This window comes from Streptomyces sp. NPDC047971, assembly GCF_040653355.1.
GTDB lineage: Bacteria > Actinomycetota > Actinomycetes > Streptomycetales > Streptomycetaceae > Streptomyces.
On the sequence record NZ_JBEZNW010000008.1, the window covers coordinates 75,425 to 101,026 of the forward strand.

Annotated in this window: 26 protein-coding genes and 1 pseudogene; 7 read left to right on the forward strand and 20 right to left on the reverse strand. The window is 71.2% G+C overall.

The window, feature by feature from the left end; genetic code table 11:
* The first annotated feature begins 52 nt into the window (after window positions 1-52).
* Complete coding sequence (locus AB0D99_RS10760) at window positions 53-721, forward strand: class I SAM-dependent methyltransferase (protein ID WP_362358822.1); 669 nt, start codon at window positions 53-55, stop codon at window positions 719-721.
* A gap of 39 nt (window positions 722-760) precedes the next feature.
* Here the strand turns inward: AB0D99_RS10760 and AB0D99_RS10765 are convergent, their stop codons facing one another.
* The 3 genes and pseudogenes from AB0D99_RS10765 to AB0D99_RS10775 all read right to left on the reverse strand — a co-directional run.
* Entirely contained in the window at window positions 761-1,012 is a 252-nt protein-coding gene (locus tag AB0D99_RS10765) for a helix-turn-helix transcriptional regulator (protein ID WP_362358824.1), read from the reverse strand.
* A 169-nt stretch (window positions 1,013-1,181) separates the two neighbouring features.
* Window positions 1,182-2,633 (reverse strand): recombinase family protein, encoded by a 1,452-nt coding sequence (locus AB0D99_RS10770; RefSeq protein ID WP_362358826.1) that lies wholly within the window; start codon window positions 2,631-2,633, stop codon window positions 1,182-1,184.
* Between the two features lie 40 nt (window positions 2,634-2,673).
* Window positions 2,674-3,531 (reverse strand): annotated as a pseudogene (locus tag AB0D99_RS10775) (cytosine permease); the annotation flags it as partial.
* Window positions 3,532-3,769: 238 nt separating this feature from the next.
* Between AB0D99_RS10775 and AB0D99_RS10780 the strand changes: the two are divergent.
* A complete protein-coding gene (locus tag AB0D99_RS10780; RefSeq protein ID WP_362358828.1) occupies window positions 3,770-3,943 on the forward strand; it encodes a CsbD family protein in 174 nt (57 codons plus the stop codon).
* Between the two features lie 84 nt (window positions 3,944-4,027).
* Here AB0D99_RS10780 and AB0D99_RS10785 read toward each other — a convergent pair whose 3' ends face one another.
* The 8 genes from AB0D99_RS10785 to AB0D99_RS10820 form a co-directional block, all read right to left on the reverse strand.
* Window positions 4,028-4,345, reverse strand: a complete 318-nt coding sequence (locus tag AB0D99_RS10785; RefSeq protein ID WP_362358830.1) for a hypothetical protein — start codon at window positions 4,343-4,345, stop codon at window positions 4,028-4,030.
* Between the two features lie 122 nt (window positions 4,346-4,467).
* A complete protein-coding gene (locus tag AB0D99_RS10790; RefSeq protein WP_362358832.1) occupies window positions 4,468-5,466 on the reverse strand; it encodes a TIGR03842 family LLM class F420-dependent oxidoreductase in 999 nt (332 codons plus the stop codon).
* A 9-nt stretch (window positions 5,467-5,475) separates the two neighbouring features.
* Window positions 5,476-6,879 carry a dihydropyrimidinase gene (gene hydA, locus AB0D99_RS10795; protein ID WP_362358834.1) on the reverse strand — a complete coding sequence of 468 codons (1,404 nt, stop codon included), beginning with the start codon at window positions 6,877-6,879 and terminating at the stop codon, window positions 5,476-5,478.
* 26 nt (window positions 6,880-6,905) lie between these two features.
* Complete coding sequence (locus AB0D99_RS10800; RefSeq protein WP_362358836.1) at window positions 6,906-8,186, reverse strand: aspartate aminotransferase family protein; 1,281 nt, start codon at window positions 8,184-8,186, stop codon at window positions 6,906-6,908.
* A complete protein-coding gene (locus AB0D99_RS10805) occupies window positions 8,183-9,025 on the reverse strand; it encodes a nitrilase-related carbon-nitrogen hydrolase (protein WP_362358838.1) in 843 nt (280 codons plus the stop codon). The genes AB0D99_RS10800 and AB0D99_RS10805 overlap by 4 nt, the downstream gene beginning before the upstream one ends.
* A gap of 285 nt (window positions 9,026-9,310) precedes the next feature.
* Entirely contained in the window at window positions 9,311-10,627 is a 1,317-nt protein-coding gene (locus AB0D99_RS10810) for a UL36 very large tegument protein (RefSeq protein WP_362358840.1), read from the reverse strand.
* Between the two features lie 122 nt (window positions 10,628-10,749).
* Entirely contained in the window at window positions 10,750-11,130 is a 381-nt protein-coding gene (locus tag AB0D99_RS10815; RefSeq protein WP_362358842.1) for a PPOX class F420-dependent oxidoreductase, read from the reverse strand.
* A gap of 45 nt (window positions 11,131-11,175) precedes the next feature.
* On the reverse strand, window positions 11,176-11,427 hold the full coding sequence (locus AB0D99_RS10820) for a helix-turn-helix transcriptional regulator (protein WP_362358844.1): 252 nt from the start codon (window positions 11,425-11,427) through the stop codon (window positions 11,176-11,178).
* A 33-nt stretch (window positions 11,428-11,460) separates the two neighbouring features.
* On the opposite strand from AB0D99_RS10820, the gene map reads away from it, so the two are divergent.
* The gene (map, locus tag AB0D99_RS10825; RefSeq protein ID WP_362358846.1) at window positions 11,461-12,228 is read left to right on the forward strand and encodes a type I methionyl aminopeptidase; all 768 of its coding nucleotides are present in this window, start codon (window positions 11,461-11,463) and stop codon (window positions 12,226-12,228) included.
* A gap of 26 nt (window positions 12,229-12,254) precedes the next feature.
* Here the strand turns inward: map and ggt are convergent, their stop codons facing one another.
* The gene (ggt, locus tag AB0D99_RS10830; protein WP_362358847.1) at window positions 12,255-14,057 is read right to left on the reverse strand and encodes a gamma-glutamyltransferase; all 1,803 of its coding nucleotides are present in this window, start codon (window positions 14,055-14,057) and stop codon (window positions 12,255-12,257) included.
* A 104-nt stretch (window positions 14,058-14,161) separates the two neighbouring features.
* On the opposite strand from ggt, the gene AB0D99_RS10835 reads away from it, so the two are divergent.
* Window positions 14,162-14,893, forward strand: a complete 732-nt coding sequence (locus AB0D99_RS10835; protein WP_362358849.1) for a hypothetical protein — start codon at window positions 14,162-14,164, stop codon at window positions 14,891-14,893.
* Here AB0D99_RS10835 and AB0D99_RS10840 read toward each other — a convergent pair.
* Together AB0D99_RS10840 and AB0D99_RS10845 are read right to left on the reverse strand one after the other, a co-directional pair.
* Complete coding sequence (locus AB0D99_RS10840; protein WP_362358851.1) at window positions 14,844-16,100, reverse strand: cytochrome P450; 1,257 nt, start codon at window positions 16,098-16,100, stop codon at window positions 14,844-14,846. The two genes, AB0D99_RS10835 and AB0D99_RS10840, sit on opposite strands and share 50 nt — an antisense overlap.
* 124 nt (window positions 16,101-16,224) lie before the next feature.
* Complete coding sequence (locus AB0D99_RS10845) at window positions 16,225-16,842, reverse strand: hypothetical protein (RefSeq protein ID WP_362358853.1); 618 nt, start codon at window positions 16,840-16,842, stop codon at window positions 16,225-16,227.
* A 184-nt stretch (window positions 16,843-17,026) separates the two neighbouring features.
* Here AB0D99_RS10845 and AB0D99_RS10850 point away from each other — a divergent pair, with 184 nt between their 5' ends.
* Both AB0D99_RS10850 and AB0D99_RS10855 read left to right on the forward strand, forming a co-directional pair.
* Window positions 17,027-18,199 (forward strand): Ig-like domain-containing protein, encoded by a 1,173-nt coding sequence (locus AB0D99_RS10850; protein WP_362358855.1) that lies wholly within the window; start codon window positions 17,027-17,029, stop codon window positions 18,197-18,199.
* A 121-nt stretch (window positions 18,200-18,320) separates the two neighbouring features.
* Window positions 18,321-19,877 (forward strand): CocE/NonD family hydrolase, encoded by a 1,557-nt coding sequence (locus tag AB0D99_RS10855; protein WP_362358857.1) that lies wholly within the window; start codon window positions 18,321-18,323, stop codon window positions 19,875-19,877.
* 52 nt (window positions 19,878-19,929) lie between these two features.
* Here the strand turns inward: AB0D99_RS10855 and AB0D99_RS10860 are convergent, their stop codons facing one another.
* The 5 genes from AB0D99_RS10860 to AB0D99_RS10880 all read right to left on the reverse strand — a co-directional run bounded on the left by AB0D99_RS10860 (window position 19,930) and on the right by AB0D99_RS10880 (window position 23,722).
* Window positions 19,930-20,805 (reverse strand): amino acid ABC transporter permease, encoded by an 876-nt coding sequence (locus tag AB0D99_RS10860; protein WP_362358859.1) that lies wholly within the window; start codon window positions 20,803-20,805, stop codon window positions 19,930-19,932.
* Entirely contained in the window at window positions 20,802-21,446 is a 645-nt protein-coding gene (locus AB0D99_RS10865) for an amino acid ABC transporter permease (RefSeq protein WP_362358861.1), read from the reverse strand. Before AB0D99_RS10865 ends, AB0D99_RS10860 begins: the two co-directional genes overlap by 4 nt.
* A gap of 16 nt (window positions 21,447-21,462) precedes the next feature.
* Window positions 21,463-22,380, reverse strand: a complete 918-nt coding sequence (locus AB0D99_RS10870) for a glutamate ABC transporter substrate-binding protein (protein WP_362358863.1) — start codon at window positions 22,378-22,380, stop codon at window positions 21,463-21,465.
* Between the two features lie 15 nt (window positions 22,381-22,395).
* On the reverse strand, window positions 22,396-23,142 hold the full coding sequence (locus AB0D99_RS10875) for an amino acid ABC transporter ATP-binding protein (protein WP_362358865.1): 747 nt from the start codon (window positions 23,140-23,142) through the stop codon (window positions 22,396-22,398).
* A gap of 142 nt (window positions 23,143-23,284) precedes the next feature.
* On the reverse strand, window positions 23,285-23,722 hold the full coding sequence (locus AB0D99_RS10880) for a DUF6278 family protein (RefSeq protein WP_362358867.1): 438 nt from the start codon (window positions 23,720-23,722) through the stop codon (window positions 23,285-23,287).
* A 112-nt stretch (window positions 23,723-23,834) separates the two neighbouring features.
* On the opposite strand from AB0D99_RS10880, the gene AB0D99_RS10885 reads away from it, so the two are divergent.
* The gene (locus tag AB0D99_RS10885) at window positions 23,835-24,791 is read left to right on the forward strand and encodes a glycerophosphodiester phosphodiesterase family protein (RefSeq protein WP_362358869.1); all 957 of its coding nucleotides are present in this window, start codon (window positions 23,835-23,837) and stop codon (window positions 24,789-24,791) included.
* On the opposite strand, the gene AB0D99_RS10890 is transcribed toward AB0D99_RS10885, so the two are convergent.
* Entirely contained in the window at window positions 24,788-25,567 is a 780-nt protein-coding gene (locus tag AB0D99_RS10890; RefSeq protein ID WP_362358871.1) for an exodeoxyribonuclease III, read from the reverse strand. The genes AB0D99_RS10885 and AB0D99_RS10890 overlap by 4 nt on opposite strands.
* Window positions 25,568-25,602: the final 35 nt, after the last annotated feature.

A 25,602-nucleotide genomic window follows, 5' to 3' on the forward strand; every position in this document is an offset into this window, starting at 1 on the left:
CCAGCCGTCCGGCGCGCGCCGGACGGCTGGCCCTAGGAGCGAGAGCGAATCCATGGTCAACACGGCAGCCTGGAACACCTACGCACAGCAGAAGCAGCCCGAACGCCGCGCCACCAACGCGGCCGGCGAGACCACCTGGTTCAACTGGACCCAGTACCCCGATCACGGCCCAGGCGCCGAAGTCCTCGACCTGGCCCCCGCCTCGGTCATTCTCGAACTCGGCTGCGGCAAGGGCGGCAACCTCGCCCACCTCGCCACGCTCGGACACCGCGCCATCGGCCTGGACATCGCGCCGGCGCAGCTGGCCGCCGCGCGAGACCGCTGGGGATCGCTGCCTGGTGTCGAGCTCCGGCAGGCCGAGGCTGTCGCCTACCTCGACGAGACCGACGAGAAGCTCGATGCCGTCTTCTCCGTGTTCGGCGCGGCCTGGTTCACAGCGCCGGAGAAGCTGCTGCCCGCCGTCCGCGAGCGGCTGCGTCCCGGAGGCGTGTTCGCGTTCTCTCACAGGCCGGCGATCGAGGGCTGCTACGGCTGCCAAGCCTCGTACATCAACCGGTCCGAGAACGAGGACCCCCTCGTCGTGAAGCGCTGGGACTACGAGCCCGACCGATGGACCGAGATCCTCTCCGAGCACGGCTTCACCGAGGCCGCGGCAGAGGTGGTGCCCGCTCCCCCTGGCCCTCGCAGCATCGGTACGCTCGTGGTCCACGCCCGCGGCTAGCCCTCAGTCAGCCCCGGTCGGCCCGTCCCCCGGCCGGGGCTACTTCACCAGCTCGGCGAGGGGCACGCCGATGGCGTCGGCGATGAGGATGAGCGAGTCGAGAAGTGGGCTGGCCTGGCCCTGCTCGATGCGGATGTACGTGGCCCGGTCCATGGGGATCGCGTTGGCCACTGCCTCTTGAGTCAGGTTCGCGTGGAGGCGAGCGGCGCGGATCTGGTCGCCGATCTGTCGTCGGCGGGCGAGGGCCCACTCGGGTGGTGGGGTGGAGCGTGGCACGTGCTCCACGCTCACTTGACCAAGATCGAAAAGCCGTAGGGCAGACCCTACATTGTGTGATCAAGCGGTTTCGGGATATGAAAACGGAGTAACCACCTCCACAGGCTGGCCCTCCCAGTCCTGCCCCCCAGGCGGCAGGGAGCGGCCAGGCGGCGCCCCCTGCCCACCCGGCGGGGGCGCCGTCCTACTTCCAGTCGATCCGCACAGCCTCCGGATCCCAGTACCCACCGCCGGGGATACGCCCACGCCGCGCCGGCAGGACCGTGACCGTCATCAGGTAGTCGAGCACCGCCCGCTGCCGCGACAGGTCCAGCCCCTTCCACGCCGCCTCGACGTCGTCCGCACCAACGAGGCCGACGAGTGGGTTGACGGACACGGCGCTGTTCAGGATCGCCTCGGCCGCACTGAGCCGCGCCTTCGCCGCGACGGATGCAGTCCGCCACTCCCGCATGTCCATCTCCCCAGCGCCGAGCGCCGCGGCAAGTTCGTCCAGGGTGGCGCGCGCCGCCTGCATGTCCCGCTGAGCCCCGGCAACATCCGCAGCTGGCTCGCGACTCTGCAGCAGATCGGCAGCGTCCTCGCGGGCGAGGCGCTTCAGGATGGCCAGCTGCACCCAGTCGTCGAGGGCCTCCAGGTTCCGGTTGACGTGCGGCTTCTCCCGGCACTTGTAGATCGGGGCCAGCGCCTGGGCCTTCCCCTTGGTGCCGGACTTCATTGTGGCGCCGCACAGGCCGCACAGGTACAGCCCGGAACCGAGGTGCTTCCGCGCAGTGGAGTTCGCGTTCGTCCGCGTCGGGTCGTTGAGGATCGCGGCCATGCTCCGCCACGTGGCCTCGTCGATCGCGGGCTCCCACACCGCCTTGCCTACTTCCTTCCCCTGGTGGACGGCGAGGCCGGCGTTCCGGGGCCGCTTCAGGACCCGCGCGAGCCGTTCACCGTCCCACTGGCCGCCCGTCGATGTGGTCAGGCCGCGCAGGTTCATGTCCGCGGCGATCGACCGCAGGGACGCCCCTGCAAGGAACGCTTCGGTGGCGTAGCGGAGGGCAGCGACCTCCTCGGGGACGGGGGTGACGCCGTCACTCTCCCAGCCGTACGGGCGGGGGCCGCCGCAGTACTCGCCCCGACCCACCTTCTGCACGCGGGCGCGCTTCTGCCGCTCGACCATCCGCTCCACTTCGTATCGGGCCTGGACCCCGAGTTGCCGGGCGATCATGCGGCCGGTGGCGGTGGTGAGGTCGAGGTGGCCCGCTTTGACGGTGCGCGTGTCGACGCGGCGGGGTTCGCACACGTCGATGTACTCCTCCAGCTCGGCCGGGGAGCGGTGGAGGCGGTCGGTGTGCCAGGCGAGGACGCAGTCTCCTTGGCCGTTCCGGAGCGCGGTGAGCATGTCGAGGTAGTCCGGGCGCGGCTTGCCGGTGTAGGCGCTGAGGTCGTTGTCCTGGAAGGTGCGGACGATGCGGTACTCGACGTCGCGGTTCGAGAGGGCGATGGCGAGTTCCGCGATGTCCTCTAGCTGGCGCTCGCAGCCGAGGCCGGCGCCTTCACGGTCTTCGCTCATGCGGGCGTAGGCGAAGCACCGGATGATGCGGCGGCCGGTGAACGGGTCGTAGTCGAAGGGGTCGTTGTGCGCGGGCATACTCCATGCTGGCACATTAGATGGGTCTTAGGGTCCCCTTCGGTAGTCCGAGGGTCTGCCCCCAGATCTGCGCCCGCTGCCCGGCGCCGAAGCGGGTGAAGTCGGGGATGTTCAGCGACAGTGTGGACCAGAAGGCGATCATCCCCATGAGCGCGGGGAAGAAGACCGGCCAGAAGTCCGCTCCCCAGCCCAGCGTCGAGGGCTGGTCGAGCAACGGCCCGAAGCCGCCCGCCTTGACGGTGATCCAGGCCAGCAGCACGAAGGCACCGACGATGACGAAGGGCGCCGCCCAGTTCTCGAAGCGGCGCAGCGCCTCCATTCCCCGGTAGATGATGGCGAGTTCGAGGATCCAGAACAGGACGAAGCAGAGCCACAGCGTCCACGGCTGACCACCGACACGGGCCGCGTCGGACCAGCCGCCGAAGATCTTGTCGAGCAGGATGAAGATCCCCTGTCCGCCGATCCAGGTCTGGATGCCGAACCAGGCGCAGGCGACGCCCGCGCGGATGAGGGCGGGCAGGTTCGCCCCGCGCAGCCCGAAGGACGCCCGGGCGAGAACGGGGAAGGGGATGCCGTACTTGGGTCCCGCGTGCCCGGTCAGGAGCATCGGCAGCAGGACGATCACATTGGCCAACGCGATGGTGAGGACCGCCTGTTTCCAGTCCATACCGAGGGTGACGAGACCCGAGGCGAGGAGCCAGGACGGGATGTTGTGGGCCATGCCGACCCAGAGGGCGGCGAAGTTGTACGTGGTCCAGCGGCGCCGCTCGACGGGAACGGGCAGCAGGTCGTCGTTGACGAACCGGGGATCGGAGGGGGTCGTGCCGGGTGGAAGCCCGACGCGACCGTCGAGGAGCGGGGGTGTCGCGGGTCTTCCGGAGGGCGTCGTTGCGGTCATGAGCGGCGGAACCCTTCGTTCGGGGACGGAACGAGGCCGTGCGGCGCGTGGGGGGTTCGGCGGGGCACGAGGTGCTGCGGGCGCGGGGGTCCAGCGGATCTCGTGACGATAACAGCGAAGCCACCGGCCGCCCTATGGTCCGTACGAGGGCAATGGCCGTACCGCGGGACGTTTGCGAAGAGCCGTGCGGGTCAGACGCGGAGGAGTACGCAGTTCCCGATACATGGAAGTGGTCATTGTGTCAGGTGAGCAGAAGGCGAAGGCCAAGGTCGAGCAGGCCAAGGGCAAGGCCCAGGAGGCCACGGGCAAGGCCGTGGGCAACGAGCGGATGACCGCCAAGGGGCGCGCCGAGCAGGCCAAGGGACACGCCCGCGAAGCCAAGGAGAAAATGAAGGACAGGTTCAAGGAGTGAGCCTGCGCGCAGGGACCTCAGGCGCCGGAGAGTGGCCTCGTGCCCTCCCCGGCGCCTTGCGTCCGCCGCCCGGCGCCCGCGGGGTCAGCGGTGTCCGCGCGCGCCGAACTCGAGACGTTGCGGCGCGGCGGCCGGCAGGGGGCCCGTGGTGGCCGCGCCCGGCCCGGCCACCTCGCAGGGGATGCCGACGCTCTGGCACATGCGGTGCGTGCGGGCCACGGCGCTGAGCGTTGCCGCCGAGGGGGTGGCGACGGGGAGTTCCACCGTGAGACGCGAGGGCCGGAGGGCGTACACCAATGCCTGGATCTGCAGGGCCGCCGCCGCGCGGTTGGTGATGTCCAGGTCCCGGAGAACCCGCACCTTCAGGACTCCGTCCTCGACGACATGGCTGATCAGCACCATCTACCTCCAGGGGAACGGCACGGGGTTTGCAGCAGTGTGCACGTCCCCGCCGGGCGATGGCGGAAAAGCCCTTCCTCACCCTCCCGCGTGTCACCCGAACCGCCCAAGCCTCCCCGCCCGCGTCAGCCGAGAGCCGGGATGACCTCCGAGCCGTACGTGTCGATCGTCGTCTCCTTCGCGTCGTGCATGGCGTACACGGCGAACTGGTCCACGCCCATGTCCCGGAGCCGCCGCAGCTTCTCGATGTGCGCCTCGGCCGGGCCGAGGAGGCAGAAGCGGTCGACGATCTCGTCGGGGACGAAGTCGGTGGACGGGTTGCCGGCGCGTCCGTGGTGGCTGTAGTCGTAGCCGTGCCGGTTCTTGATGTACGCGGTGAGTTCCTCCGGGACCATGCCCGAGTGCTCGCCGTACTTGGCGACCAGGTCCGCCACGTGGTTGCCGACCATGCCGCCGAACCAGCGGCACTGCTCACGGGCGTGGGCGAGGTCGTCGCCGACGTACGCGGGCGCGGCGACGCAGATGGTGAGCGCGTCCGGGTCGCGGCCGGCGTCCGTCGCGGCCTGACGGACCGCCTTCACCATCCATTCGGTGAGGAACGGATCGGCGAGCTGGAGGATGAAGCCGTCCGCCTTCTGCCCGGCCAGGGCGAGTGCCTTGGGGCCGTAGGCCGCCATCCAGACCGGCAGTTTCCCGTCCCGGACCCAGGGGATCCGGATCGGGTTGTCGTCCACGACGGCCTCGCGGCCCTCGGCGAGGTCGCGGATGACGTCGATGGCCTCCCCGAGCCGGGCGAGGGTGTTGGGCTTGCGGCCGGCGACGCGCATCGCGGAGTCCCCGCGGCCGATGCCGCAGACGGTCCGGTTGCCGTACATCTCGTTGAGGGTGGCGAAGGTGGAGGCGGTCACCTCCCAGGTCCTGGTGCCCGGGTTGGTGACCATGGGGCCGACGTGCAGCTTGGTGGTGTGTTCCAGGATGCGGCTGTAGATGACGAAGGGCTCCTGCCAGAGCACGGCGGAGTCGAAGGTCCAGCCGTAGCGGAAGCCGTTGCGCTCCGCCCTGCGCATGAGGCCGACGACCGCCGAGGCGGGCGGGTCGGTCTGCAGGACGAGTCCGAAGTCCACGTCGTTCTCCTAGTTCAGGTACTGGCAGGTGGATCGCGGGGTGAAGGCGCCGTGCCCGGCGCGACCGGTGAACTTCCGCTGGTCGATGACGAGTTCGCCGCGGGACAGCACGGTCTCGACCTGACCGGTGACGGTCTTCCCCTCGTACGCGGAGTAGTCGACGTTCATGTGGTGGGTCTCCGCCGACATCGTCTGGACGGCGTGCGGGTCGTAGATCACCACGTCGGCGTCCGCACCCGGAGCGATCGTCCCCTTCTGTGGGTAGAGGCCGAACATCCGTGCCGGGGTGGCGCAGGCGATCTCGATCCAGCGGCGGCGGCTGATGTGCCCGTCGACGACGGCCTGGTGGAGCAGGTCCATGCGGTTCTCCACGCCCGGCAGGCCGTTGGGGATCTTCGAGAAGTCCCCGCGCCCCAGGTCCTTCTGTCCGGTGAAGCAGAACGGGCAGTGGTCGGTGGAGACGACCTGGAGGTCGTTGGTCCGCAGGCCGCGCCAGAGCGCCGCCTGGTGCTCCTTCGGCCGCAGCGGCGTCGAGCAGACGTACTTGGCCCCCTCGAAGCCCGGCTCGGCCAGGTTGTCCGTGGAGAGGAAGAGGTACTGGGGGCAGGTCTCGCCGAAGACCGGCAGGCCCATGTCCCGGGCCGCCGCCAGCTCCCGTACCGCCTCGTCGGCGGAGACGTGGACGACGTAGAGCGGCGCCCCCGCGACCCTGGCGAGCTGGATGGCGCGGTGGGTGGCCTCGGCCTCCAGGAGGACCTTGCGGACCTCGCCGTGGTAGCGGGGGTCGGTCTCGCCACGGGCCAGGGCCTGTTCGACCAGGACGTCGATCGCGATGCCGTTCTCTGCGTGCATCATGATCAGCCCGCCGTCGTCGGCGGCCCGCTGCATCGCGCGCAGGATCTGTCCGTCGTCCGAGTAGAAGACCCCCGGGTACGCCATGAACAGCTTGAACGAGCTGACGCCTTCCTGGACGAGCCGGTCCATCTCCTTGAGCGTCGTCTCGTTCACGTCGGACATGATCATGTGGAAGCCGTAGTCGATGGCGCACTTGCCGTCGGCCTTGGCGTACCAGGTGTCGAGTCCCTCGCGCAGCGTTTGCCCGACGCTCTGCACGGCGAAGTCGACGATGGTGGTGGTGCCGCCCCAGGCTGCGGCCTGGGTCCCGGTCTCGAAGGTGTCGGAGGCGAAAGTGCCGCCGAACGGCAGCTCCATGTGGGTGTGGGCGTCGACGCCGCCCGGGATCACGTAGCGGTCGGTGGCGTCGATGACACGGTCGGCGGTCCAGCCGGCGGCCGCGTCGGAGCCGTGCGCGGCGAGCGCGGCGATCCTGCCGTCCTCGATCAGGACGTCGGCGTGGATCTCGTCGGCGGCGGTGACGACGAGGCCGCCGCGAATGAGGGTGCGGGTGCTCACGGGTTGTCCCCCTCGGTAGGGATGAACTAGAGGGCTCGGAGGGCCTGTTCGAGGATGGCCGCGCCCTCCTCGGCCTCGGCGACGGTGAGCGAGAGCGGCGGGGCGATCCGCAGCGAGCTGGTGTTGTGGCCACCGCCCTTGCCGATGAGCAGTCCGTTCTCGCGGGCGGCCTCCAGAACGGCCGTGGCCGCCGCCGGGTCGGCCTCGTCGGTGCCGGGCCGGGTCAGCTCGATGCCGATCATCAGCCCGCGGCCGCGCACCTCCCGTACCGCTCCGACGCCCGCGACGGCGGCCCTCAGCCGTTCGATCAGCAGGCCGCCGACGCGGCGGGCGTTGCCCTGGAGGTCGTGTTCGAGCAGATACCCGAGGTTGGCGAGGCCGGCGGCCATGGTGATCGGTGAACCGCCGAAGGTGGAGATCGAGTTGGCGTCGAGACAGTTCATGATCTCGGCGCGGGCGACGACCCCGCCGACCGACATGCCGTTGCCGATGCCCTTGGCGAAGGTGAGGATGTCGGGCGGGCCCGCCTGGTCGTGCGCCTGCCAGCCCCAGAAGTGGTCGCCCGTGCGGCCCCAGCCGGTCTGCACCTCGTCGGAGATCCACAGGATGCCGTGCCGGTCCAGGACGCGACGGAAGGCGGCGTAGAGACCGTCGGGCGGGGAGGTGAAGCCGCCGACGCCCTGGATGGGCTCGGCGATGAGCGCGGCGACGTCCCGGGTGTGGCCGAGGAGGTCTTCGAGGTCGGCGACGCAGGCTTCCACGAACCGCTCGTCGCTGTGGTGCGCGTAGGGCCCGCGGGTGCGGACGCCGCCGTGCACGTACAGGGTCTGGAGCGGGGAGAGGCCCGTCGGGGACCAGGCGCGGTTGCCGGTGATGCCGACGGTGGAGAAGGAGCGGCCGTGGTAGCTGTTGCGCATCGCGAGGATCTGGCTGGAGCGGCGGTACGCGGTGGCGAGCAGCAGGGCCGTGTCGTTGGCCTCGGTGCCGGAGGTGGTGAAGAACACCCTCGCGTCGGGGATGCCGGAGAGGTTCGCGATCCGCTCGGCGAGTTCGACCATCGGCCGGTTGAGATAGAGCGTCGAGGAGTGGATGATCCGGCCGGCCTGCTCGGTGACGGCCTTGGTGACCTCGGGCAGGGCGTGCGCGGTCATGGTGGTGAGGATGCCGCCGAAGAAGTCGAGGTACCTGTTCCCCTCGGCGTCCCAGACGTGGCGGCCCTCGCCGTGGGTGATCTCGATGGGGTCCCGGTAGTAGAGGGCGACCCAGTCGGGGATGACGGCGCGGTGGCGGTCGTAGAGGTCGTTCACGGCTGCACCAGCCCGTCGTAGGCGTCGGGGCGGCGGTCGCGGTAGAAGGCCCACTGCTGCCGGACCTCCTCGATGACGCGGAAGTCCAGGTCGCGTACGACGAGTTCCTCGGCCTTGTCGGACGCCACGTCGCCGACGAACTGGCCGCGGGGGTCGACGAAGTAGCTGGTCCCGTAGAAGTCGTTGTCGCCGTACTCCTCCTGGCCGACCCGGTTGATGGCCGCGACGAAGTACTCGTTGGCGACGGCCGCCGCGGGCTGCTCCAGCTGCCAGAGGTAGGAGGACAGGCCGCGCGAGGTGGCGGACGGGTTGTACACCAACTGCGCTCCGTTGAGGCCGAGTTGGCGCCAGCCCTCGGGGAAGTGGCGGTCGTAGCAGATGTAGACGCCGACCTTGCCGACGGCGGTGTCGAAGACCGGCCAGCCGGCGTTGCCCGGGCGGAAGTAGTACTTCTCCCAGAATCCCCTCACCTGCGGGATGTGGTGCTTGCGGTACTTGCCGAGGTAGGAGCCGTCGGCGTCGATGACGGCGGCGGTGTTGTAGTAGAAGCCGGAGTCCTCGACCTCGAAGACGGGGACGACGATCACCATTCCGGTCTCGCGGGCCAGCTCCCTCATCCGCGTGACGGTCGGCCCGTCGGGGACGGGCTCGGCCCAGCGGTAGTGCTCGGGCTCCTGCACCTGGCAGAAGTAGGGGGCGTTGAAGACCTCCTGGAACCCGATGACCTTGGCACCCTGCCGGGCCGCCTCGCGGGCGTGCTCCTCGTGCTTGGCGATCATGGATTCGGTGTCGCCGGTCCAGGTCGCCTGGACGAGTGCGGCGCGTACGACGTCGGTCATGAGCTGCTCCTTCGGCACGGCGTCAGAGAGCCTCTACGCACGTAGACACGGTGCGTAGGAGGAGAACGTAAGCCCCGTCCCATCCCGGAGCAAGACCACCGCCGGGAACCGCCGGAGTCGATCATGATTCGTACCCGAGTGGTCCACGTCGGACACGCACCGACACGTCCCGTTCCCCAACGGTACGTGTCGGTACGCGTCGGCGGTCGCGGTACGCGCCGACGGCGAGCGCCTTTCGGCGGATTCCGGCGCCGCCCGGCGGCTCCCCGCGCCGGCCCCGGTACGTCAGCCTCCGGCGAGCCCCGCGACGCGCAGCGCGTGCACCAGGCCCCGTTCACGGGCCGGGGACACCGCGCGGGCGGCTTCGAGGAGTTGCGGGACCAGGGCGTGCGGGTCGGCGGAGGCGAGCCGGGCGGCGTCCTCGGGCGGGCGGACCCGGACGAACGCGGCGAGCAGCGCATGCGCCTCCCGGTGGTGGCCCTCGGCGCGCAGGGCGGCGCAGGCTCCGGCGAGTTCGTCCACGGGGCGGGCGACGCCCTGGCGCAGCAGCTGGTCGCAGTCCTGGCCGCGGCCCGCGTCGGCGAGCGCGCCCGCGACGGCCGCGAGCCGGCCGGGCGGCAGCGAGGCCGCCTCCCAGAGCAGGGTGGCCCAGTCCGCGCCGAGGCCGGCGCGGTGGAGTTCGGCCGCGAGCGCGGGGAGCCAGGCGGGCGGCCCGGCGGCGGCCTCGCAGAGCAGGGCGTGCGCCTCGCCGCCGCGGCCCTGGGAGCGCAGCCGCCGCAGGGCGTAGACCGCGTTGCCCGCGGCGCGGGCCGCGCCCTCGGCGACCTCCGGCGGGACGGCGCGGGGGGCCCGTTCGGGCGGTGCCTCGGCCCCGCCGAACCGGGCGCCGCGCGGTGCCGCCCCGGCCATGGGCAGTTCGGGGACGGGCAGCGCCTCCTGCGCCTCCTCCGTCTCGTCCGTCCACGCGTACCGGGCGCCCCGGGGACGCCGTTTGACGGCGGCGCCCTTCCGGGCGGACGGCGCAGGCGGCTCCGCGGGCGGGGGCTCGGGGTCCGTGCGGACCGGGGGGCCGGCGGCGGCCCACGCCGGGCCGCGCCCGCCGTCCGCGCCCGCCGTCAACCGGGTCAGGCGGCCGGTCAGTTCGGCGATGCGGGCCGTCGCACGGGCATGGTCGTCCTGCGCCCAGGCGAGGTCGCCGCTGAGCAGCGGCGCGTCCGCGCAGACGGGGTCGGCGCGCAGCCGGGCGTCGAGGTCACGGGACCGGCTCTCGGCGTACCGCCGTTCCTCCTCCATCAGAGCGAGCCGCTCGCGCAGCGCCTCCTCGCCGCCGGGCAGCCGGTCGTGGGCGGCGGCGGCCGCCGCGTGCAGCGCCCTGGCCCGGGCGGTCCCGGGCCCTGCGCCGACCTCGCCGAGGTCCTGGAGGAGGGACTCGACGACGTCCCAGGGAAGGATCTCCGTACCGTCGAAGCAGGACCGCAGCCCCTCGGGGTCCCGGCCCGCGAAGACGCCGTACCAGCCCTCGCCAGGCCGCAGCCGGGCCACCATGTCCCGCAGGAGGTGCGCGAACGCACTGACTTCCACCGGGAGTTGATACACCGTCATACCGCCCGCACCGCCCGCGCATTCGCCTGGAAGCTTCCGGTCCGCGGGCCATTCGACCCCAGTCGTGTTACGGCACGGCTACGGACTGTTTTCGCGCGGGGCCCGGCTGCCGGGCGAACGGGTCAGAAACGCACGGCGATCCCGGTGTGCGGCCGCTTGCCGAGCCGGGCGATCATGGCGGGCCAGTCGACGAGCCAGTACTGCCAGGTGTACTTGCGCGAGAGGAGCCTGCGCACCCGCCGCAGCTCCTCCCCCTCCAGCAGCCGGGCGGTCCCCTCGGTCCGCACGGCATCCTCGGGAACGTTGCCGCGCAGGTCGCAGACGGCGACCACGACCCTGGGGTCGTTCCTCAGCCGCTTGACCTTCCAGGAATCGGTCCGCGTCCACGCGAAGAGCTCGTCGCCCTCCACGGCGTACCAGACCGGCGTCGCCACCCCCGTGCCGTTCTTCCGGAAGGTGGTGAGACTGATGTAGCGGCCGCGCCGCAGCTCCTCGGACAACATGGGGCCGAGCCTACGCAGACTTCCGCGCGCGGACCGGCGCGGGGGTCAGACCGGCACCAGGGCGCAGCGGGTGACGATCTCGTCCATCGAGAGGCCCAGGACTCCCGCGAGCGCCGCGACGGTGAAGAAGGCGGGGGTCGGGGCCCGTCCGGTCTCGATCTTGCGGAGCGTCTCGGCGGAGAGTCCCGCGGCCGCGGCGATCTCGACCATGGAACGGCCGCCGCGCGCCTCGCGCAGCAGCACGCCGAGCCGCTCGCCGCGCTCGCGCTCTTCGGGGGTCAGGGGTGTGCGCACCATGGACACCATTGTAATACCGGTATAGTAATTGGCATGGTCGAGATCAAGACGGACGAATCGGTGCGCGCCATGCGCGAGGCGGGACGAGTGGTGGCCGAGGCGCTGGCGGCCGCGCGGAAGAAGGCGGCGCCCGGTGTGAGCCTGCGGGAGCTGGACCTGGCGGCCCGGGAGGTCCTCGCGGCTGCCGGGGCAGGCTCGCCGTTCCTGGACTACCACCCCGACTGGGCGCCGGTGCCCTTCCCCGCGGTCGCGTGCGTCTCGGTGAACGACGCGATCGTGCACGGCATCCCGGACGACCACCGCCTCGCCGACGGGGACCTCGTGTCCGTCGACTGCGGTGCGATCCTCGGAGGCTGGGTGGGCGACTCGGCGATCAGCTTCACCGTCGGCCGGGCCCGGCCCGCCGACACCCAGCTGATCGAGACGGCGTACGCCGCCCTGGACGCCGGCATCGGCGCGGCCGTCGTCGGCAACCGCATCGGTGACATCGCGCACGCGATCGGCCGGGTCTGCCGGGGCGCCGGTTACGGCATCCCGGACGGCTTCGGCGGTCACGGGATCGGCCGCTCCATGCACGAGGACCCGGGCGTCCCCAACGAGGGACGCCCGGGCCGGGGGATGCCGCTGCGCCACGGCATGGTCATCGCGATCGAGCCGATGCTGATCGGCGGGGGCGGGGACGACCACTACACGGCGCGGGACGGCTGGACGATCCGCACCATGGACGGCTCCCGCGCGGCCCACGCCGAACACACGGTCGCGATCACCGACGACGGCCCGAGGATCCTCACGGCGCTGTAGTCACCGGGCGGGCCGGTCCCGCCCCGCTACCGCGCCGGTCGCACCACCATCGCCGAGCCGCCGCCCCTGCGCTCCTTCTCCGCCGCCGCCACCCAGCGGCCGTCGGGCAGCCGCTGTACGCCGGTGGCCGCCCCGATCTCGGGGTTCTGCCGGAAGCCGTGGCCGATCGCCTCCAGTTCGCCCCTCAGCGGGCTGTTCCACAGCCCCGGCTCCAGCTCCGTCGTCGTCTGGTTGCGCTGACTGGCGCGCGGGGCCGCGATCGCGTCGACGAGCGGCAGGCCCCGGTCCACGACACCGGTCAGGGTCTGGAGCACGGTGGTGATGATGGTGGCGCCGCCCGGGGAGCCCAGGGCGAGCACCGGCCGGTCGTGCCGGTCGAGGACGATCGTCGGGGCCATCGAGGAGCGGGGGCGCTTGCCGGGTCCGGGCAGGTTCGGGTCGTGGACGGCCGGGTTCGCCGGGGCGAAGGAGAAGTCCGTCAGCTCGTTGTTGAGCAGGAATCCGCGGCCCGGAACGGTGATGCCGCTGCCGCCCGTCGACTCGATCGTCAGGGTGTAGGCGACGACATCGCCCCACTTGTCGGCGACGGTGAGATGGGTGGTGTTCTCGCCCTCGTACGTGGTCGGCGCCGCCGTGCCGCCGCTCGCGCACGGCACCGGATCGCGCGGGTCCCCCGGTGCGAGCGGGCTGGTCAGCACCGCGTCGTCACGGATCAGGCAGGCGCGGGAGTCGGCGTACCGCTGCGAGAGCAGTTCGCGGGTCGGCACGTCCTCGAAGGCCGGGTCACCGACCCAGCGCCCCCGGTCGGCGAAGGCGATCCGGCTCGCCTCGACGAAGCGGTGCAGGTACGCGGTCTGCGAGGCGCCGGAGAGGTCGGTCCGCTCCAGGATGTTGAGGGCCTCGCCGACACTGGTACCGCCGGAGGACGACGGGGCCATGCCGTAGACGTCGAGGCCCCGGTAGGAGATCCGGGTCGGCCGACGGCGCTCGGTCTCGTACGTCGCGAGATCACGTTCCGTCAGGTCGCCGGAGCGGACCACCCGGGTGGCCCCGTCCCGCACCGGAGGCTTCCGGACGGTGTCGACGATGTCCCGGGCCAGCGGGCCCCGGTAGAGCGCTCCGACACCCTCGCGGCCGAGCTTGTCGTACGTACGGGCCAGATCGGGGTTCTTGAAGACGGAGCCCACGACGGGAAGCCCCCCGCCGGGCAGGAAGAGCTCGGAGGAGGCCGGGAAGTCCCGGAAACGGGCCTCGTTGGCGGCCGTCTGCGCACGGAACGTGGCGTCGACGGTGAACCCGTCGCGGGCCAGGCGTCCGGCGGGTTCGAGGAGCGTGCGCAACGGCTTGCTGCCCCAGGCGTCGAGGGCGGTCTTCCAGGTGGCCGGGGTTCCGGGGGTGCCGACGCCCCGGCCGCTGGTCATCCCCTCCTCGAACGGGATGGGCTTGCCGTCCTCCACGAAGAGCCGGGCGTCCGCCGACGCGGGGGCGGTCTCACGGCCGTCGATGGTGTGGACGGTACGGGTCCTGGCGTCGTAGTGGACGAAGTAGCCGCCTCCGCCGATTCCCGCGGAGTACGGCTCGGTGACGCCGAGGGCCGCGGCCACGGCGACGGCCGCGTCGACGGCGTTGCCGCCCTTGCGGAGCACCTCGATGCCGGCGGCGGAGGCGTCGGCGTCCACACTGGCGACCGCTCCGCCGTATCCGACGGCGACGGGTTCCTTCACCGGGGGCGGGGGCGGCGCCGGCGCCGGAGGAGCGGCGGCGCCCACCGAGAGCCATGTCGCGGCGACGACGAGAACCGAACCATTCCGCAGCACGGAACGACGCATCCCTACCTCCAGTCAACGACCGTCCGCGCAGCGTAACTTCCTCCCACCCGTCCCGTCAGGACCGCCTCGAACCGATGACCGCACCCCCGCTACCATGCGCGCCCATGAATGAAGACCTGCGCAATGTCGTCCTGGGAGTCCTCGCGACCGGGATCAGCGCCTCGCTCGGCTGGCTGGCGAGGACGTATATCTGGCGCCGCAAGCTCCGGCGCAAGCAGGCGTTCTTCGGCCTGTCCGGGGGCTCCGAGTGTCTGCTCGTGGTGAACCGCAAGGCGGGCAGCGACCGGGCCGTCCACAATGTCGACGTGTCCGCGCTGCTGGAACTCTCCGCGCTGATCAAGGACTGCGGTGCGCGGCCGGAGATAGTCCAGCACGACATGGCGCGGCAGGGCCTCGGGGACCGCGCCGAGTTCTGCGTCGGCGGCCCGTACTCCAACCGCCGCATGGCCGCGCACCTCGCCTCGCTGCTGCCGGGTCTGTCGATGAACGTGGAGTCGGACCCGGTCGCGGACCGGGGCATGTTCACGGTCGGCGGCGCGGTCCACCGGGGCGTCCCGGGGGAGGCGGAGTTCGTCGTCCTCGCCCGGCTCACCGGCGGCGAGGGCGGCCTGCCGGTGTTCCTCTTCTGCGGCCAGTCCGCGATCAGCAACCAGGCGGCGGCGCGCCATCTGGCCCGGCACCACGAGAAGCTGGCGCGGAAGTACGGCTCCGGCCCCTTCGTCCTCCTGCTCAAGGTGGTCAACTCCGACGCGTACGGGCCCGATGTGGTGGAGCTGGTCGCCGATGTCACACGGGCCGCGCGGACCGCTCCCGCACCCGAACCGGCAGGGACTTGACGCCGTTGACGAAGTTGGAGACGAGGCGACGGGGCGGACCGGTGGGCGTGAGGTCGTCGAGGACGTCCCGTACCTCCTCGTGCAGGACGCGCAGCTGCAGCCGGGCGAAGTGGGCGCCGAGACAGACGTGCGGTCCTTCGCCGAAGGAGACGTGCGGGTTCGGCGCCCGGTCCAGGTCGAGGCGGTGCGGGTCGGTGAAGACGCGCTCGTCGTGGTTGGCGGAGGCGTGGAAGACCACGACCTTGTCGCCTGCGGCGATGGGGCGGCCGGCGAGTTCGGTGTCACGGGCTGCGGTGCGCCGGAAGGAGAGCACGGGCGGGTGCCACCGCAGGAGTTCCTCGACGGCGCGGTCCGTGGGAACGGCCCCGCTCCAGAGCCGTCGGCGTTCGTCGGGGTGTTCCGCGAGGGCGAGCAGTCCGCCGGGCGCGGCGCTGCGGACGGTGTCGTTGCCGGCGACCGTGAGCAGGAAGAAGAACATCTCCAGCTCCGCGGGCAGGAGTTCGGAGGTGGCGAGCGCGGTCATGACGTCGTCGGCGGGGTGTTCGCGCTTGTACGCGGCGAGCTCGCGGGCGTAGTCGAACATCTCGGCCAGCATGGCGGGAGAGCGGGGGTTGACGGGTCGTCCGTGCTCGTCGAGGACGGGCGGCTCGTCCGGGTCCTGGTAGGCGATGACCCGCTCGGTCCAGGCGAGCAGCAGTCCGCGGTCGCTCGCGGGGACGCCGAGCAGGTCGGTGAGGTTGAGCAGGGCGTAGTCGTCGGTCACGGCCGCCACGAGGTCGACCTCGGGCCCCGCGTCGACGGCCGCCGCCAGCAGCGCGCGGGCCCGGGTCCGCGCGGTCACGGCGAACCGTCCGACGCGGCCGGGGGTGAACGCCCGGCTGACGAGCCGGCGCAGGCGGCCGTGTCCGGGCGGGTCCTGATTGAGCATCATCCGGCGGATGAAGGGCAGATCGGCCGGGTCCGGGTCACGGATCTGCGTGGCGCCGAGGTACGAGGAGTAGTCCGCGGAGTCCTTGAGCACCCGCACGACGTCGGCGTGGCGCGTGACGGCCCAGAACCCGGGCCCCGGAGGCCAGCCGAGGACCTCGTACTCCTCCTGCCGGGCGACGGGCCACCGGTCGCGAAGGACACGGAAGGAGCGGTGCGGGATCCCGTCGGCGTAGATCCGCGGGTCGAAGACGTCGGGTACGTCGCGGTCGCTGTCCACGCCCCCAGCTTGGGGCGGCCACCGCCGGAATGCCAGGTCCCCGGCCGCCACGACCGGCCCGTGCGGCCCGTACGGCGCCACGGGGTCGGATCACCGCCGGTCCGCGGGGCGCGCCACGGCCGGGTCACCTCCGGTCGTCGCGGCTCCACAGGGTCAGGTCACTGCTGGTCGCCACGGCGAGCGTCCGCCCGGAGGGCGAGAAGCCGACGGCGCGCAGTTCCGACCAGCGGGAGTGGAAGACGTGCCACCACCCCTCGCCGTGCGGGCCGGAGTGGGGCCGGCCGCCGGGGGCGCAGAGGAGGACCCGCTCGTGCGGCCAGTCGGGGGCGACGACCTCGACGTGCCATCCGCCGGGGGCGGTGGTGTGCAGCCCTCCTCCGTACAGCCCGGCGATCCGCACCCTGGTCCCCGCGAGCGGCCCGGGTCCCGGGCAGGAGAGGTCGGGCCCGTCGGGGAGGTCGCCGTCGGGCTCGGGGTCCGGGTCCCGGGCGATCCGCTCCCCGGTGAGCGCGTCGAACAGCCCGTGACCGCTGTGCGAGACGACCATCACGAGGTCTCCCCCGCTCTCCGGGTCCGTCCCGAACCCGATCCCGACGAGCCCTCCGACGGGCGCGCACGCCTCGAAGACGGACCGCCACGGTGCGGGCGGGGCGACCTGAGGGGCGGCCAGGAAACGGTTCCGCAGACCCAGTTGGTACGGGGTGAGTCCCGGCACCGCCGGGTCGTGGATGGAGGAGGACATGGCACCGATCGTGGGGTCGAGGAGGGGTGGGCCGGGCCCATCATGCAGGCCGACGGCGCGCCGCCGGGCCTCGGGGTCGGCCATGTCACATCCGACATCGCCGAAATAGTCCATGTTTTCGGAACCGATTCCGGCCGCGGGCACTCTCACCCCGCGAAAGAGATCACCACCGGAGGTCGTCCCCGTGAAGCGCATACCCGTGCCCGCCCTGCTCGTCACCGCCGCACTGGCCCTGGGGCTCTGTGCGTGTTCCGGTGGACCGGGTGGAGCGGGCGGTCCGGGAGGTGACGACAAGCAGGCCGCGCCGAAGACGCGGATCGTGGTGAACCCGACCGGGGACCGGGCCCGGGCCGGCGAGCCGGTCACCGTCACGCTCGCCGAAGGCGAGCGGCTCGCGGAGGTGAGCGTGACCGACTCCAAGGGCGCCCGGCTGGACGGGAAGGTCGCCGCCGACGGGAAGAGCTGGACCTCCTCCCGCAAGGCCACGCCCGGGACGGCGTACGCGGTCGAGGCGCGCGACACGGCCGGCGGAAGCGCGAAGGCCGCGTTCTCCACCGCGGCGCCCGAGAAGGTCAACAAGCTGACGCTCGCCCCGGGGAAGAACACCACGGTCGGCATCGCCCAGCCGCTGTCGATCGTGTTCGACCACCCGGTGAAGAACAAGGCCGAGGTCGAGAAGCACCTCAAGGTCACGACCTCGAACAACACCGAGGGCTCCTGGGGCTGGATGCAGGACTGGTCCGGCAAGGACCGGGTCGACTGGCGGCCGAAGGAGTACTGGAAGGCCGGCACCAAGGTCACCCTGGACGCCGACCTGAGCGGAACCGACTCCGGCACCGGCGGCTGGTTCGTCCGGGACTACACCACGACCTTCTCGATCGGCCGGAACCAGGTGGTCAAGGTGGATCTCGACAACCACCGCCTGACGCTCCTGCGCGACGGGCAGACGGTGAAGAGCGTGCCCATGTCGGCCGGCACCCCCGGCGGCGAGAAGGCGTCCTGGCGGGGGAAGACCGTGCTGATGTCGAAGGAGGGCACCATCAACATGCGTTCCGAGACCGTCGGCCTCGGTGACGCCTACGACAAGATGGTCGACTACTCGATGCGGCTGACCTGGTCGGGCATGTACGCCCACGCGGCCCCCTGGAACGCCGCGTACTTCGGCAACGCCAACAAGAGCTCGGGCTGCATCGGCATGAGCGATGCCAACGCGCGCAGTGTGTACGACCTGGTGCAGGTCGGCGATCCCTTCGAGATCACCGGCTCGGACGCCAAGGGCACGCAGGCCCTGAACAACGGCTACGGCGAGTGGAACCTGTCGTGGTCCGAGTGGCAGGCGAAGAGCGCGCTGCGCTGATCTCGCGTCCACCAATCGTTACCCTCGCGTAACTTACCGACCAGTTACCTCGGGTAAGCCCCTGCGGTTACCGTCGGGTCACTTTCACTGTCCCCACCAGTGACACGAGTAGGAGTGACCCGTGCGCACACCTCTGGTCTTCGCCGTCTCGGCCGCCCTGGTGGCCGGGACGGCCCTCGGGCTCGCCCCCGCCGCCCATGCCGCCCCCGCCGCCGGTCCCGCCGTCCGTTTCGTCGACATCGCCGGAGACGGCGGCACGATCCTCAAGGCCAACGTCGTCACCCCCGCCGGAGCCGACGGCTCGACCCGCTACCCCGTGATCGTGCTCCCCACCAGTTGGGCGATGCCGCAGATCGAGTACCTCGCCCAGGCCACGAAGCTCGCCGACTCCGGCTATGTCGTGGTCAGTTACAACTCGCGCGGCTTCTGGCAGTCCGGCGGCGAGATCGAGACCGCCGGACCGAAGGACGTCGCCGACGCCTCCAAGGTCATCGACTGGGCCCTCGCCAACACCCCGGCCGACCCGGAGAAGGTCGGGATGGCGGGGGTGAGTTACGGAGCCGGGATCAGCCTGCTCGCCTCCGCGCACGACAAGCGGATCAGGGTGGTCGCGGCCCTGAGCGGCTGGGCCGACCTCATCGAGTCCATCTACAGCGGCCGTACCCAGCACCTCCAGGCCGCGGCCCTGCTCGGCGGCGCCGGCTACCTCACCGGTCGCCCAGGCCCCGAACTCCGGCGCATCCTGGGCGACTTCCTCTCCTCCGACCTCGCCAAGGAAGAGGAGATGATCGCCTGGGGACGGAAGCGCTCCGCCGCCACGTACCTGGACCGGATCAACGCCAACGGCGCCGCGATCATGCTCGGCAACGCCTGGGGCGACACCATCTTCCCGCCCAACCAGTACGCCTCCTTCTACGAGAAGCTCCAGGGCCCCAAGCGCCTGGAGTTCCGCCCCGGCGACCACGCCACCGCCGAGGCCACCGGTCTGTTCGGACTGCCCAACGACACCTGGACCAGCACGCGGCGCTGGTTCGACCACCACCTCAAGGGAGTCGACAACGGCATCGACCGCGAGCAGCCGGTCCAGCTCAAGTCCAGGTCCACCGGCGGCTACGAGGGCTACCCGGACTGGAAGTCGGTGGGTGCCGACGAGCGCAAGATCGCCCTCGCCGGCACCCAGAAGATCTGGGCGAACGTCGACTCCGGCGCCAACGGCGGCATCGTGCTGCTCTCCAACGCCCTGGACCAGTTCCTGAAGACCCCGCCCGTCGCCTCGATCCCGCTCCTCCCCCGCCCCTTCGCCGGCGTCTGGCGGTCCGAGCGGTACGACACGGCCCAGCGGGTGCGCGGAACGGCGGAGCTGCACACCACGGTCACCTCCACCAAGGAGAGCGGCACCCTCGTCGCCTACCTCTACGACGTGGGCCCGCTCGGCCTCGGGAAGCTGGTCAGCAATGCCCCGTACACGTTCCACGACAAGACACCCGGCAAGCCGTTCGCCGTCGACCTGGAGCTGTTCTCCACCGCCTACGACGTGCCGGCGGGCCACCGTCTCGCCCTGGTCGTCGACACCGTCGACCCGCTCTACATCGAGCACAACCCGACCGGCGCACAGCTGACCTTCTCCTCCCCGGCGGCCGACCCCTCGTACCTGTCGGTCCCGCTGCGGGAGAAGTGATCACCGGCTGCTGCCGGACGGGTTCGGCTCCATGCCGGCTGCTGCGCGGCCGCTAGGGCCTCGTGGGAGGACCACCCCCACCCGGCAGCAGCGTCTCTGGTTCGGCCGGGCGGACGTCCGCGGCCTTGGTTTTGGGACTGCGGCGCTCCACCCGGGCCACCCAGGTGGCGAACCAGGAGAGCAGCATGCACATCCCGATGTAGATCGGCGAGATCAGCATCACGACGGGGATGAAGGGCAGATCGTAGTCGAGGTTCGACGCGATCAGCTTCCCCGCGTGCAGGAACTCCTCGTACGTGATGAGGAAGCCGAGCGAGGTGTCCTTCAGGGCCACCACCAACTGGCTGATGATGGTGGGCAGCATCGCCCTGACCGCCTGCGGCACGAGGACGTACGTCATGACCTGGGTCTTGCGCATCCCGAGCGCGTACGCCGCCTCCCGCTGGCCGCGGTCGACGGAGTCGACGCCGGTGCGGAACACCTCGGCGAGCACCGAGCCGTTGTAGAGGGTCAGTCCGGCGACGAGTGCCGGCAGCGGCTGGACCTTCAGCGCCACGAAGATGAAGAAGATCATCACCAGTACGGGCATCGCGCGGAAGAACTCGACGAGCAGCGTCGAGACCCAGCGGAAGACCACGCGCTCCGAGAGGCGCCCGGTGGCGAGGACCGCGCCGAGGACGAGCGAGAGCACCGAGGCGTAGGCGAAGGCCGTGAGGGTGTTCCTCAGGCCGCGCAGCAACAACTCCTGGATCCCGATGTAGGCGAAGGGCGACCACTTGGTGGCGGTGAACTGCTCGGTGTCGAAGAGGAGATAGAGGATCCAGCCCGCCAGGGCCAGGATCGCGACGGTGGAGACGACGCCGTAGAGCCGGTGGCGCTTGAGGGTCTGTGGGCCGGGGATGTCGTACAGGGCGGTGGACTCGGTCATCGGGCGACTCCCCAGCGCTTCTCCAGGACGTGGAAGATCGCGCTGATGGTGAGGGTGATGATCAGGTAGCCGACGGCGATCCAGACGAAGGTCCAGACGATGTTGTAGCCGAGCTCGCTCAACGTCTTGTAGGTGCCGAGGAGTTCGTTGACGCTGAAGGCTCCGGCGATCGCGGAGTTCTTGGCCAGCGCGATGAGCGTGGAGCCGATGGGCGGGATGACGGAGCGGAACGCCTGCGGCAGGACGACGGCGTTGAGGGTCTGCCCGAAGGTCATCCCGAGGCTGCGGGCGGCCTCGCCCTGGCCGCGCGGCACGGTGTTGATGCCGGAGCGCAACGCCTCGCAGATGAACGCCGAGGTGTAGCAGCCCAGTGCGAGGACCGCGAAGAGCTGGAACGGGAGCACGAGCCCGAAGCGCGGCAGACCGAGCATCACGGCGAAGAAGAGCAGGGTGAGCGGGGTGTTGCGCAGCACGGTGACCCAGACCGCGCCGAAGACCCGGAAGGAGCCGACGGGCGCGACGCGGAAGGAGGCCATCACGAAGCCGAGCACGAGGGCGAGGACCGAGGAGTAGACGGTGAGCTCCACGGTGCCGAGGAAGCCTTCGCCGTAGACGGCGAAGTTCTCTGTCAGGACGTCCATGCCGGGGGCCTCCTCCTCAGCCCGCCGGGTAGCGGTCGATCGCGGGCGGCTGCGGGGCGGGGACCCCGGAGAGCCCGAGGGTCGCGTCGTACGCCTTCTTCCAGTCGCCGTTCTTCTCGTGCAGGGCGAGGGCGTCGTCGAGGGCGAAGCGCAGGGCGTTGTCGCCGCGCGGGACGCCGATGCCGTACGGCTCCCGGGAGAACGGCTTACCGACGACCTTGAGCTCGTCGGGGACCTTGGCCGCGTAGCCCATGAGGATCGTGTCGTCGGTGGTGACCGCGTCGACCTGGTAGGTGAGGAGGTTGTCGACGCAGACGGAGTAGCTGTCGTAGGCGACGAGGTCCGCCTTCGGGTAGTCCTTCTCGATGCGCTGGTACGGAGTGGATCCGGCGGCCGAGCAGACGCGCTTGCCGTCGAGGTCCTGCGGACCGTCGATGTCGTGTTCGTCGGTGCGGACGAGCAGCGACTGGCCGGCCATGTAGTACGGGCCGGCGAAGCCGACGAGCTTCTTGCGGTTGTCGTTGATGGTGTAGGTGCCGACGTAGTAGTCGATCTGGCCGTTCTGCAGGGCGGTTTCGCGGTTTGCCGAGGCGATCGTCCGGAACTCGATCGAGGCCGGGTCGAAGCCGAGCGAGGCGGACATCATCTTCGCGATCTCGATGTCGAAGCCCGAATACCGTCCGGTGGCCGGGTCCTTCTCCCCCATGTAGGGCTGGTCCTCCTTGGCTCCGACGATCAGACGGCCACGCTCCTTCGCCTTCCGCCAGGTCGGGGAGTCCGGCAGCCGGAAGGCCGACTGGACCTGGTAGACCGGGAGTTGGTCGGGCTGCGGCCCCTTGACGGGCGGGCTGCCCTCCTTCCCGCAGGCGGCCAGCGTGGTCACGGCGGAGACGAACAGGGCGAGGGCGGCGAGAGCGCGTCGCGTACGGTGCATGGTGCCCCGCCCCCGTCAGTGCTTGAGGATCTTGGACAGGAAGTCCTTGGCACGCTCACTGCGCGGGCTGGTGAAGAACTCCTCGGGCGTGCGGTCCTCCACGATGCGACCGTCGGCCATGAAGACCACGCGGTTGGCGGCGGAGCGCGCGAAGCCCATCTCGTGGGTGACGACGACCATGGTCATGCCCTCGTGGGCGAGCTGCTGCATCACCTCCAGGACCTCGTTGATCATCTCGGGGTCGAGGGCCGAGGTCGGCTCGTCGAAGAGGAGCGCCTTGGGGTCCATGGCGAGCGCGCGGGCGATCGCGACCCGCTGCTGCTGGCCGCCGGAGAGCTGCGCGGGGAACTTGCCGGCGTGGGCGGCGAGCCCGACCCGGTCGAGGAGTTCGCGCGAACGCCGGTCGGCCTCCTCCTTCCTGCGCCTGCGGACCTTGACCTGGGCCAGGGAGACGTTGTCGAGGACGGTCTTGTGCGCGAAGAGGTTGAAGGACTGGAAGACCATGCCGACCTCGGCCCGCAGCCGGGCCAGCGCCTTGCCCTCGGCGGGGATGGGCTTGCCGTCGATGAGGATGTCGCCCGCCTCGACGGACTCCAGCCGGTTGATGGCGCGGCAGAGGGTCGACTTGCCCGAGCCGGACGGCCCGATGACCACCACCACCTCCCCGCGGCCGACGGTGAGGCGGATGTCCTGCAGAACGTGCAACGTGCCGTAGTGCTTGTTGACGTCACGCAGCTCGATCAACGGATCGACGACGGCCATACGCTGCCCTGCCCCATTTCTCAGCGGTGTCGAGGTCAGCGCAAACTATCCACCACAAAAAGGGACTTCCCACCCGACACGCATGAAAAGGGGCAATAGCCGTATAACCTGTGGAGCGGTGCTCCGGGAGACGCAGGGCGGCTCAGAACTCGGCGGCCTCCGCGTACACCTGGGACAGTTCGGGCGATCCGCTGTGGGCCCAGTCGAGCCCCGCCGTCACCACGTCGATCTCCCGGCCCGAGGCCAGCCGGACCACCGGCCGGCCCCCCGGCCACACCTGCCAGGCCGCGCCCGGCACCGTCCGCACGATGACCGTCCCCAGATACAGCCCGGCGTCGTTGCCGATCCAGGGCAGCTCCTCCGGATCGTCCCGCCATCGCGGCGTCAGTTGGTCGATCGCCACCAGTGAGCGCGGGGTGTCGTCCAGTCTCACCCCCGCCGCCTGTGCCCTGGCGCGCAGCAGCTCGCACTCGGCGAGCAACTCGCCGACCCCTTCCGGATCACGGTCGAAGGCCGCGGCCAGGGGGTGTCGATCGGCCGCGGGCCGCTTGCGCCAGATGTCCAGGAACGGGATGTTCATCCGACCAGCGTCGCACCGCACCCTCCGGTGGCACCACCCGGCGCGCGGAGATCGTCGCGGCCCGGGCGGGCCGCCGTCTCCCGGGTGTGGGCCCGCCTCTAAGGTGATGCCCATGCCAGAGCCCCACACCCTGCCCGCCGGTCCGCGACGCGGCCGGCGCATCGCCGCCGTCTCGGTCGGGATCGTCCTCGCATGCGCCTCGACCGCCGCGTTCCTGACCGTGCGGGACTCGGCGTCCGCGTCCACGCCCGACACGGCCGAGGCCGCCGCCGGAGCCGAGCGGCGTGCCGCGAACCCCTTCCTGCGGGCACCCGGCTCGCCGATGACGGTGATCGCGCACCGGGGTGCCTCCTCGGCCGCGCCCGAGAACACGCTCGTCTCCGACGAGGTCGCCCGCAGGGCGGGGGCCCGCTGGATCGAGAACGACGTCCAGCCGAGCAAGGACGGCGTGCCGTACGTCCTCCACGACAGCACGGTGGACCGCACGACCGACGGGACCGGGCCGATCCGCACGCTGACCGCCCGGGAGCTGGACCGGCTCGACGCGGGCACCTGGTTCGCCCCCGCGTTCCGCGGCCTACGGATCCCCACCCTGGCGGCCCAGCTCGCCGATCTGCGTCTGCGGGGCGGGAACCTGGTCCTGGAGATCAAGGGCAGCCACAGCCGCGACCAGGTGGCGCGGATCGTCGAGGAGGTGCGCGACCACGGCATGGCCGACCGGGTGCTGGTGCAGAGCTTCGATCCCGAGGCCCTGCGGCACACCCGTGCGCTGGCTCCCGAACTCCCCCTCGCCCTGCTGCGCGACACCCTGGATCCCGACCCGGTCGCGGTCGCGTCCGAGCTCGGGCTGAGCGCCTACAACCCGGCCGTCGGCCAGCTCACCGCCCACCCCGGGACGGTGGAGAAGCTCCACGCGGCCGGGGTGGCCGTGATGGCCTGGACGGTCGACACGGCGGACCGCTGGAAGACCCTGGACTCGCTCGGCACCGACGCGGTCATCACCAACCGCCCGGCCGAACTGGCCGGCTGGAACGCCGCCTGGGCCCAGAGCCGCCCGACGGGCTCCTAGACCTCCAGGTCGACGACGACCGGTGCGTGGTCGGAGGCACCCTTGCCCTTGCGCTCCTCGCGGTCGACGTAGCTGTCCGCGACCGCCTCGGTGAACGGCTTGTTGCCGTACACCAGGTCGATGCGCATTCCGCGGTTCTTCGGGAAGCAGAGCTGGCGGTAGTCCCAGTACGTGAAGGGGTGGTCGTACTTCAGGGGCCGCGGGACCACGTCCGCGAGACCGGCCTCGCGGAGCCCGGCCAGCGCCGCCCGCTCCGGCTCGGTGACGTGGGTGAGGCCCTCGAAGGCGGCGCGGTCCCAGACGTCGTCGTCGGTCGGCGCGATGTTGTAGTCGCCGAGGACGGCGAACGGGCGCTCCCCCGCGGCGTCCTCGGCGACGGCGGCCCGGAGCGCCTCGAGCCAGCGGAGCTTGTAGGCGTAGTGCTCGTGGGCGACCTCGCGGCCGTTGGGCACGTAGACCGACCAGACGCGGACCGGGCCGCAGGTCGCGGAGATCGCCCGGGGCTCCTGCACGGTCTCGTAGTCGGGACCGCCGGGCAGACCGGTGACGACGTCCTCCAGGCCGACCTTGGAGAGCAGGGCCACGCCGTTCCACCGGCCGGTGGCATTCACCACCGACTCGTACCCCAGCTCGCGCAGTTCGTCGGCGGGGAACTGCTCGGCGGTGCACTTGGTCTCCTGGATGCACAGCACGTCCGTGCCGGTGCTCTCCAGCCAGGCCAGGAGTCGGGGCAGGCGGGCGGTGATCGAATTGACGTTCCAGGTCGCGATGCGCATGCGCGCAAGCCTAACGAAGGGGTGTGACAGTCACC

Coding starts and splice junctions, on each gene's coding strand:
- AB0D99_RS10890 (WP_362358871.1), bottom strand. CDS start 25,567: ATGCGCATCGCGACCTGGAACGTCAATTCGATCACCGCCCGCCTGCCC.
- AB0D99_RS10835 (WP_362358849.1), top strand. CDS start 14,162: ATGAATGAAGACCTGCGCAATGTCGTCCTGGGAGTCCTCGCGACCGGG.
- AB0D99_RS10880 (WP_362358867.1), bottom strand. CDS start 23,722: ATGAACATCCCGTTCCTGGACATCTGGCGCAAGCGGCCCGCGGCCGAT.
- AB0D99_RS10810 (WP_362358840.1), bottom strand. CDS start 10,627: ATGACGGTGTATCAACTCCCGGTGGAAGTCAGTGCGTTCGCGCACCTC.
- AB0D99_RS10770 (WP_362358826.1), bottom strand. CDS start 2,633: ATGCCCGCGCACAACGACCCCTTCGACTACGACCCGTTCACCGGCCGC.
- AB0D99_RS10865 (WP_362358861.1), bottom strand. CDS start 21,446: ATGGACGTCCTGACAGAGAACTTCGCCGTCTACGGCGAAGGCTTCCTC.
- ggt (WP_362358847.1), bottom strand. CDS start 14,057: ATGCGTCGTTCCGTGCTGCGGAATGGTTCGGTTCTCGTCGTCGCCGCG.
- AB0D99_RS10885 (WP_362358869.1), top strand. CDS start 23,835: ATGCCAGAGCCCCACACCCTGCCCGCCGGTCCGCGACGCGGCCGGCGC.
- AB0D99_RS10805 (WP_362358838.1), bottom strand. CDS start 9,025: ATGACCGACGTCGTACGCGCCGCACTCGTCCAGGCGACCTGGACCGGC.
- AB0D99_RS10875 (WP_362358865.1), bottom strand. CDS start 23,142: ATGGCCGTCGTCGATCCGTTGATCGAGCTGCGTGACGTCAACAAGCAC.
- AB0D99_RS10760 (WP_362358822.1), top strand. CDS start 53: ATGGTCAACACGGCAGCCTGGAACACCTACGCACAGCAGAAGCAGCCC.
- map (WP_362358846.1), top strand. CDS start 11,461: ATGGTCGAGATCAAGACGGACGAATCGGTGCGCGCCATGCGCGAGGCG.
- AB0D99_RS10845 (WP_362358853.1), bottom strand. CDS start 16,842: ATGTCCTCCTCCATCCACGACCCGGCGGTGCCGGGACTCACCCCGTAC.
- AB0D99_RS10820 (WP_362358844.1), bottom strand. CDS start 11,427: ATGGTGCGCACACCCCTGACCCCCGAAGAGCGCGAGCGCGGCGAGCGG.
- AB0D99_RS10815 (WP_362358842.1), bottom strand. CDS start 11,130: ATGTTGTCCGAGGAGCTGCGGCGCGGCCGCTACATCAGTCTCACCACC.
- AB0D99_RS10870 (WP_362358863.1), bottom strand. CDS start 22,380: ATGCACCGTACGCGACGCGCTCTCGCCGCCCTCGCCCTGTTCGTCTCC.
- AB0D99_RS10785 (WP_362358830.1), bottom strand. CDS start 4,345: ATGGTGCTGATCAGCCATGTCGTCGAGGACGGAGTCCTGAAGGTGCGG.
- AB0D99_RS10860 (WP_362358859.1), bottom strand. CDS start 20,805: ATGACCGAGTCCACCGCCCTGTACGACATCCCCGGCCCACAGACCCTC.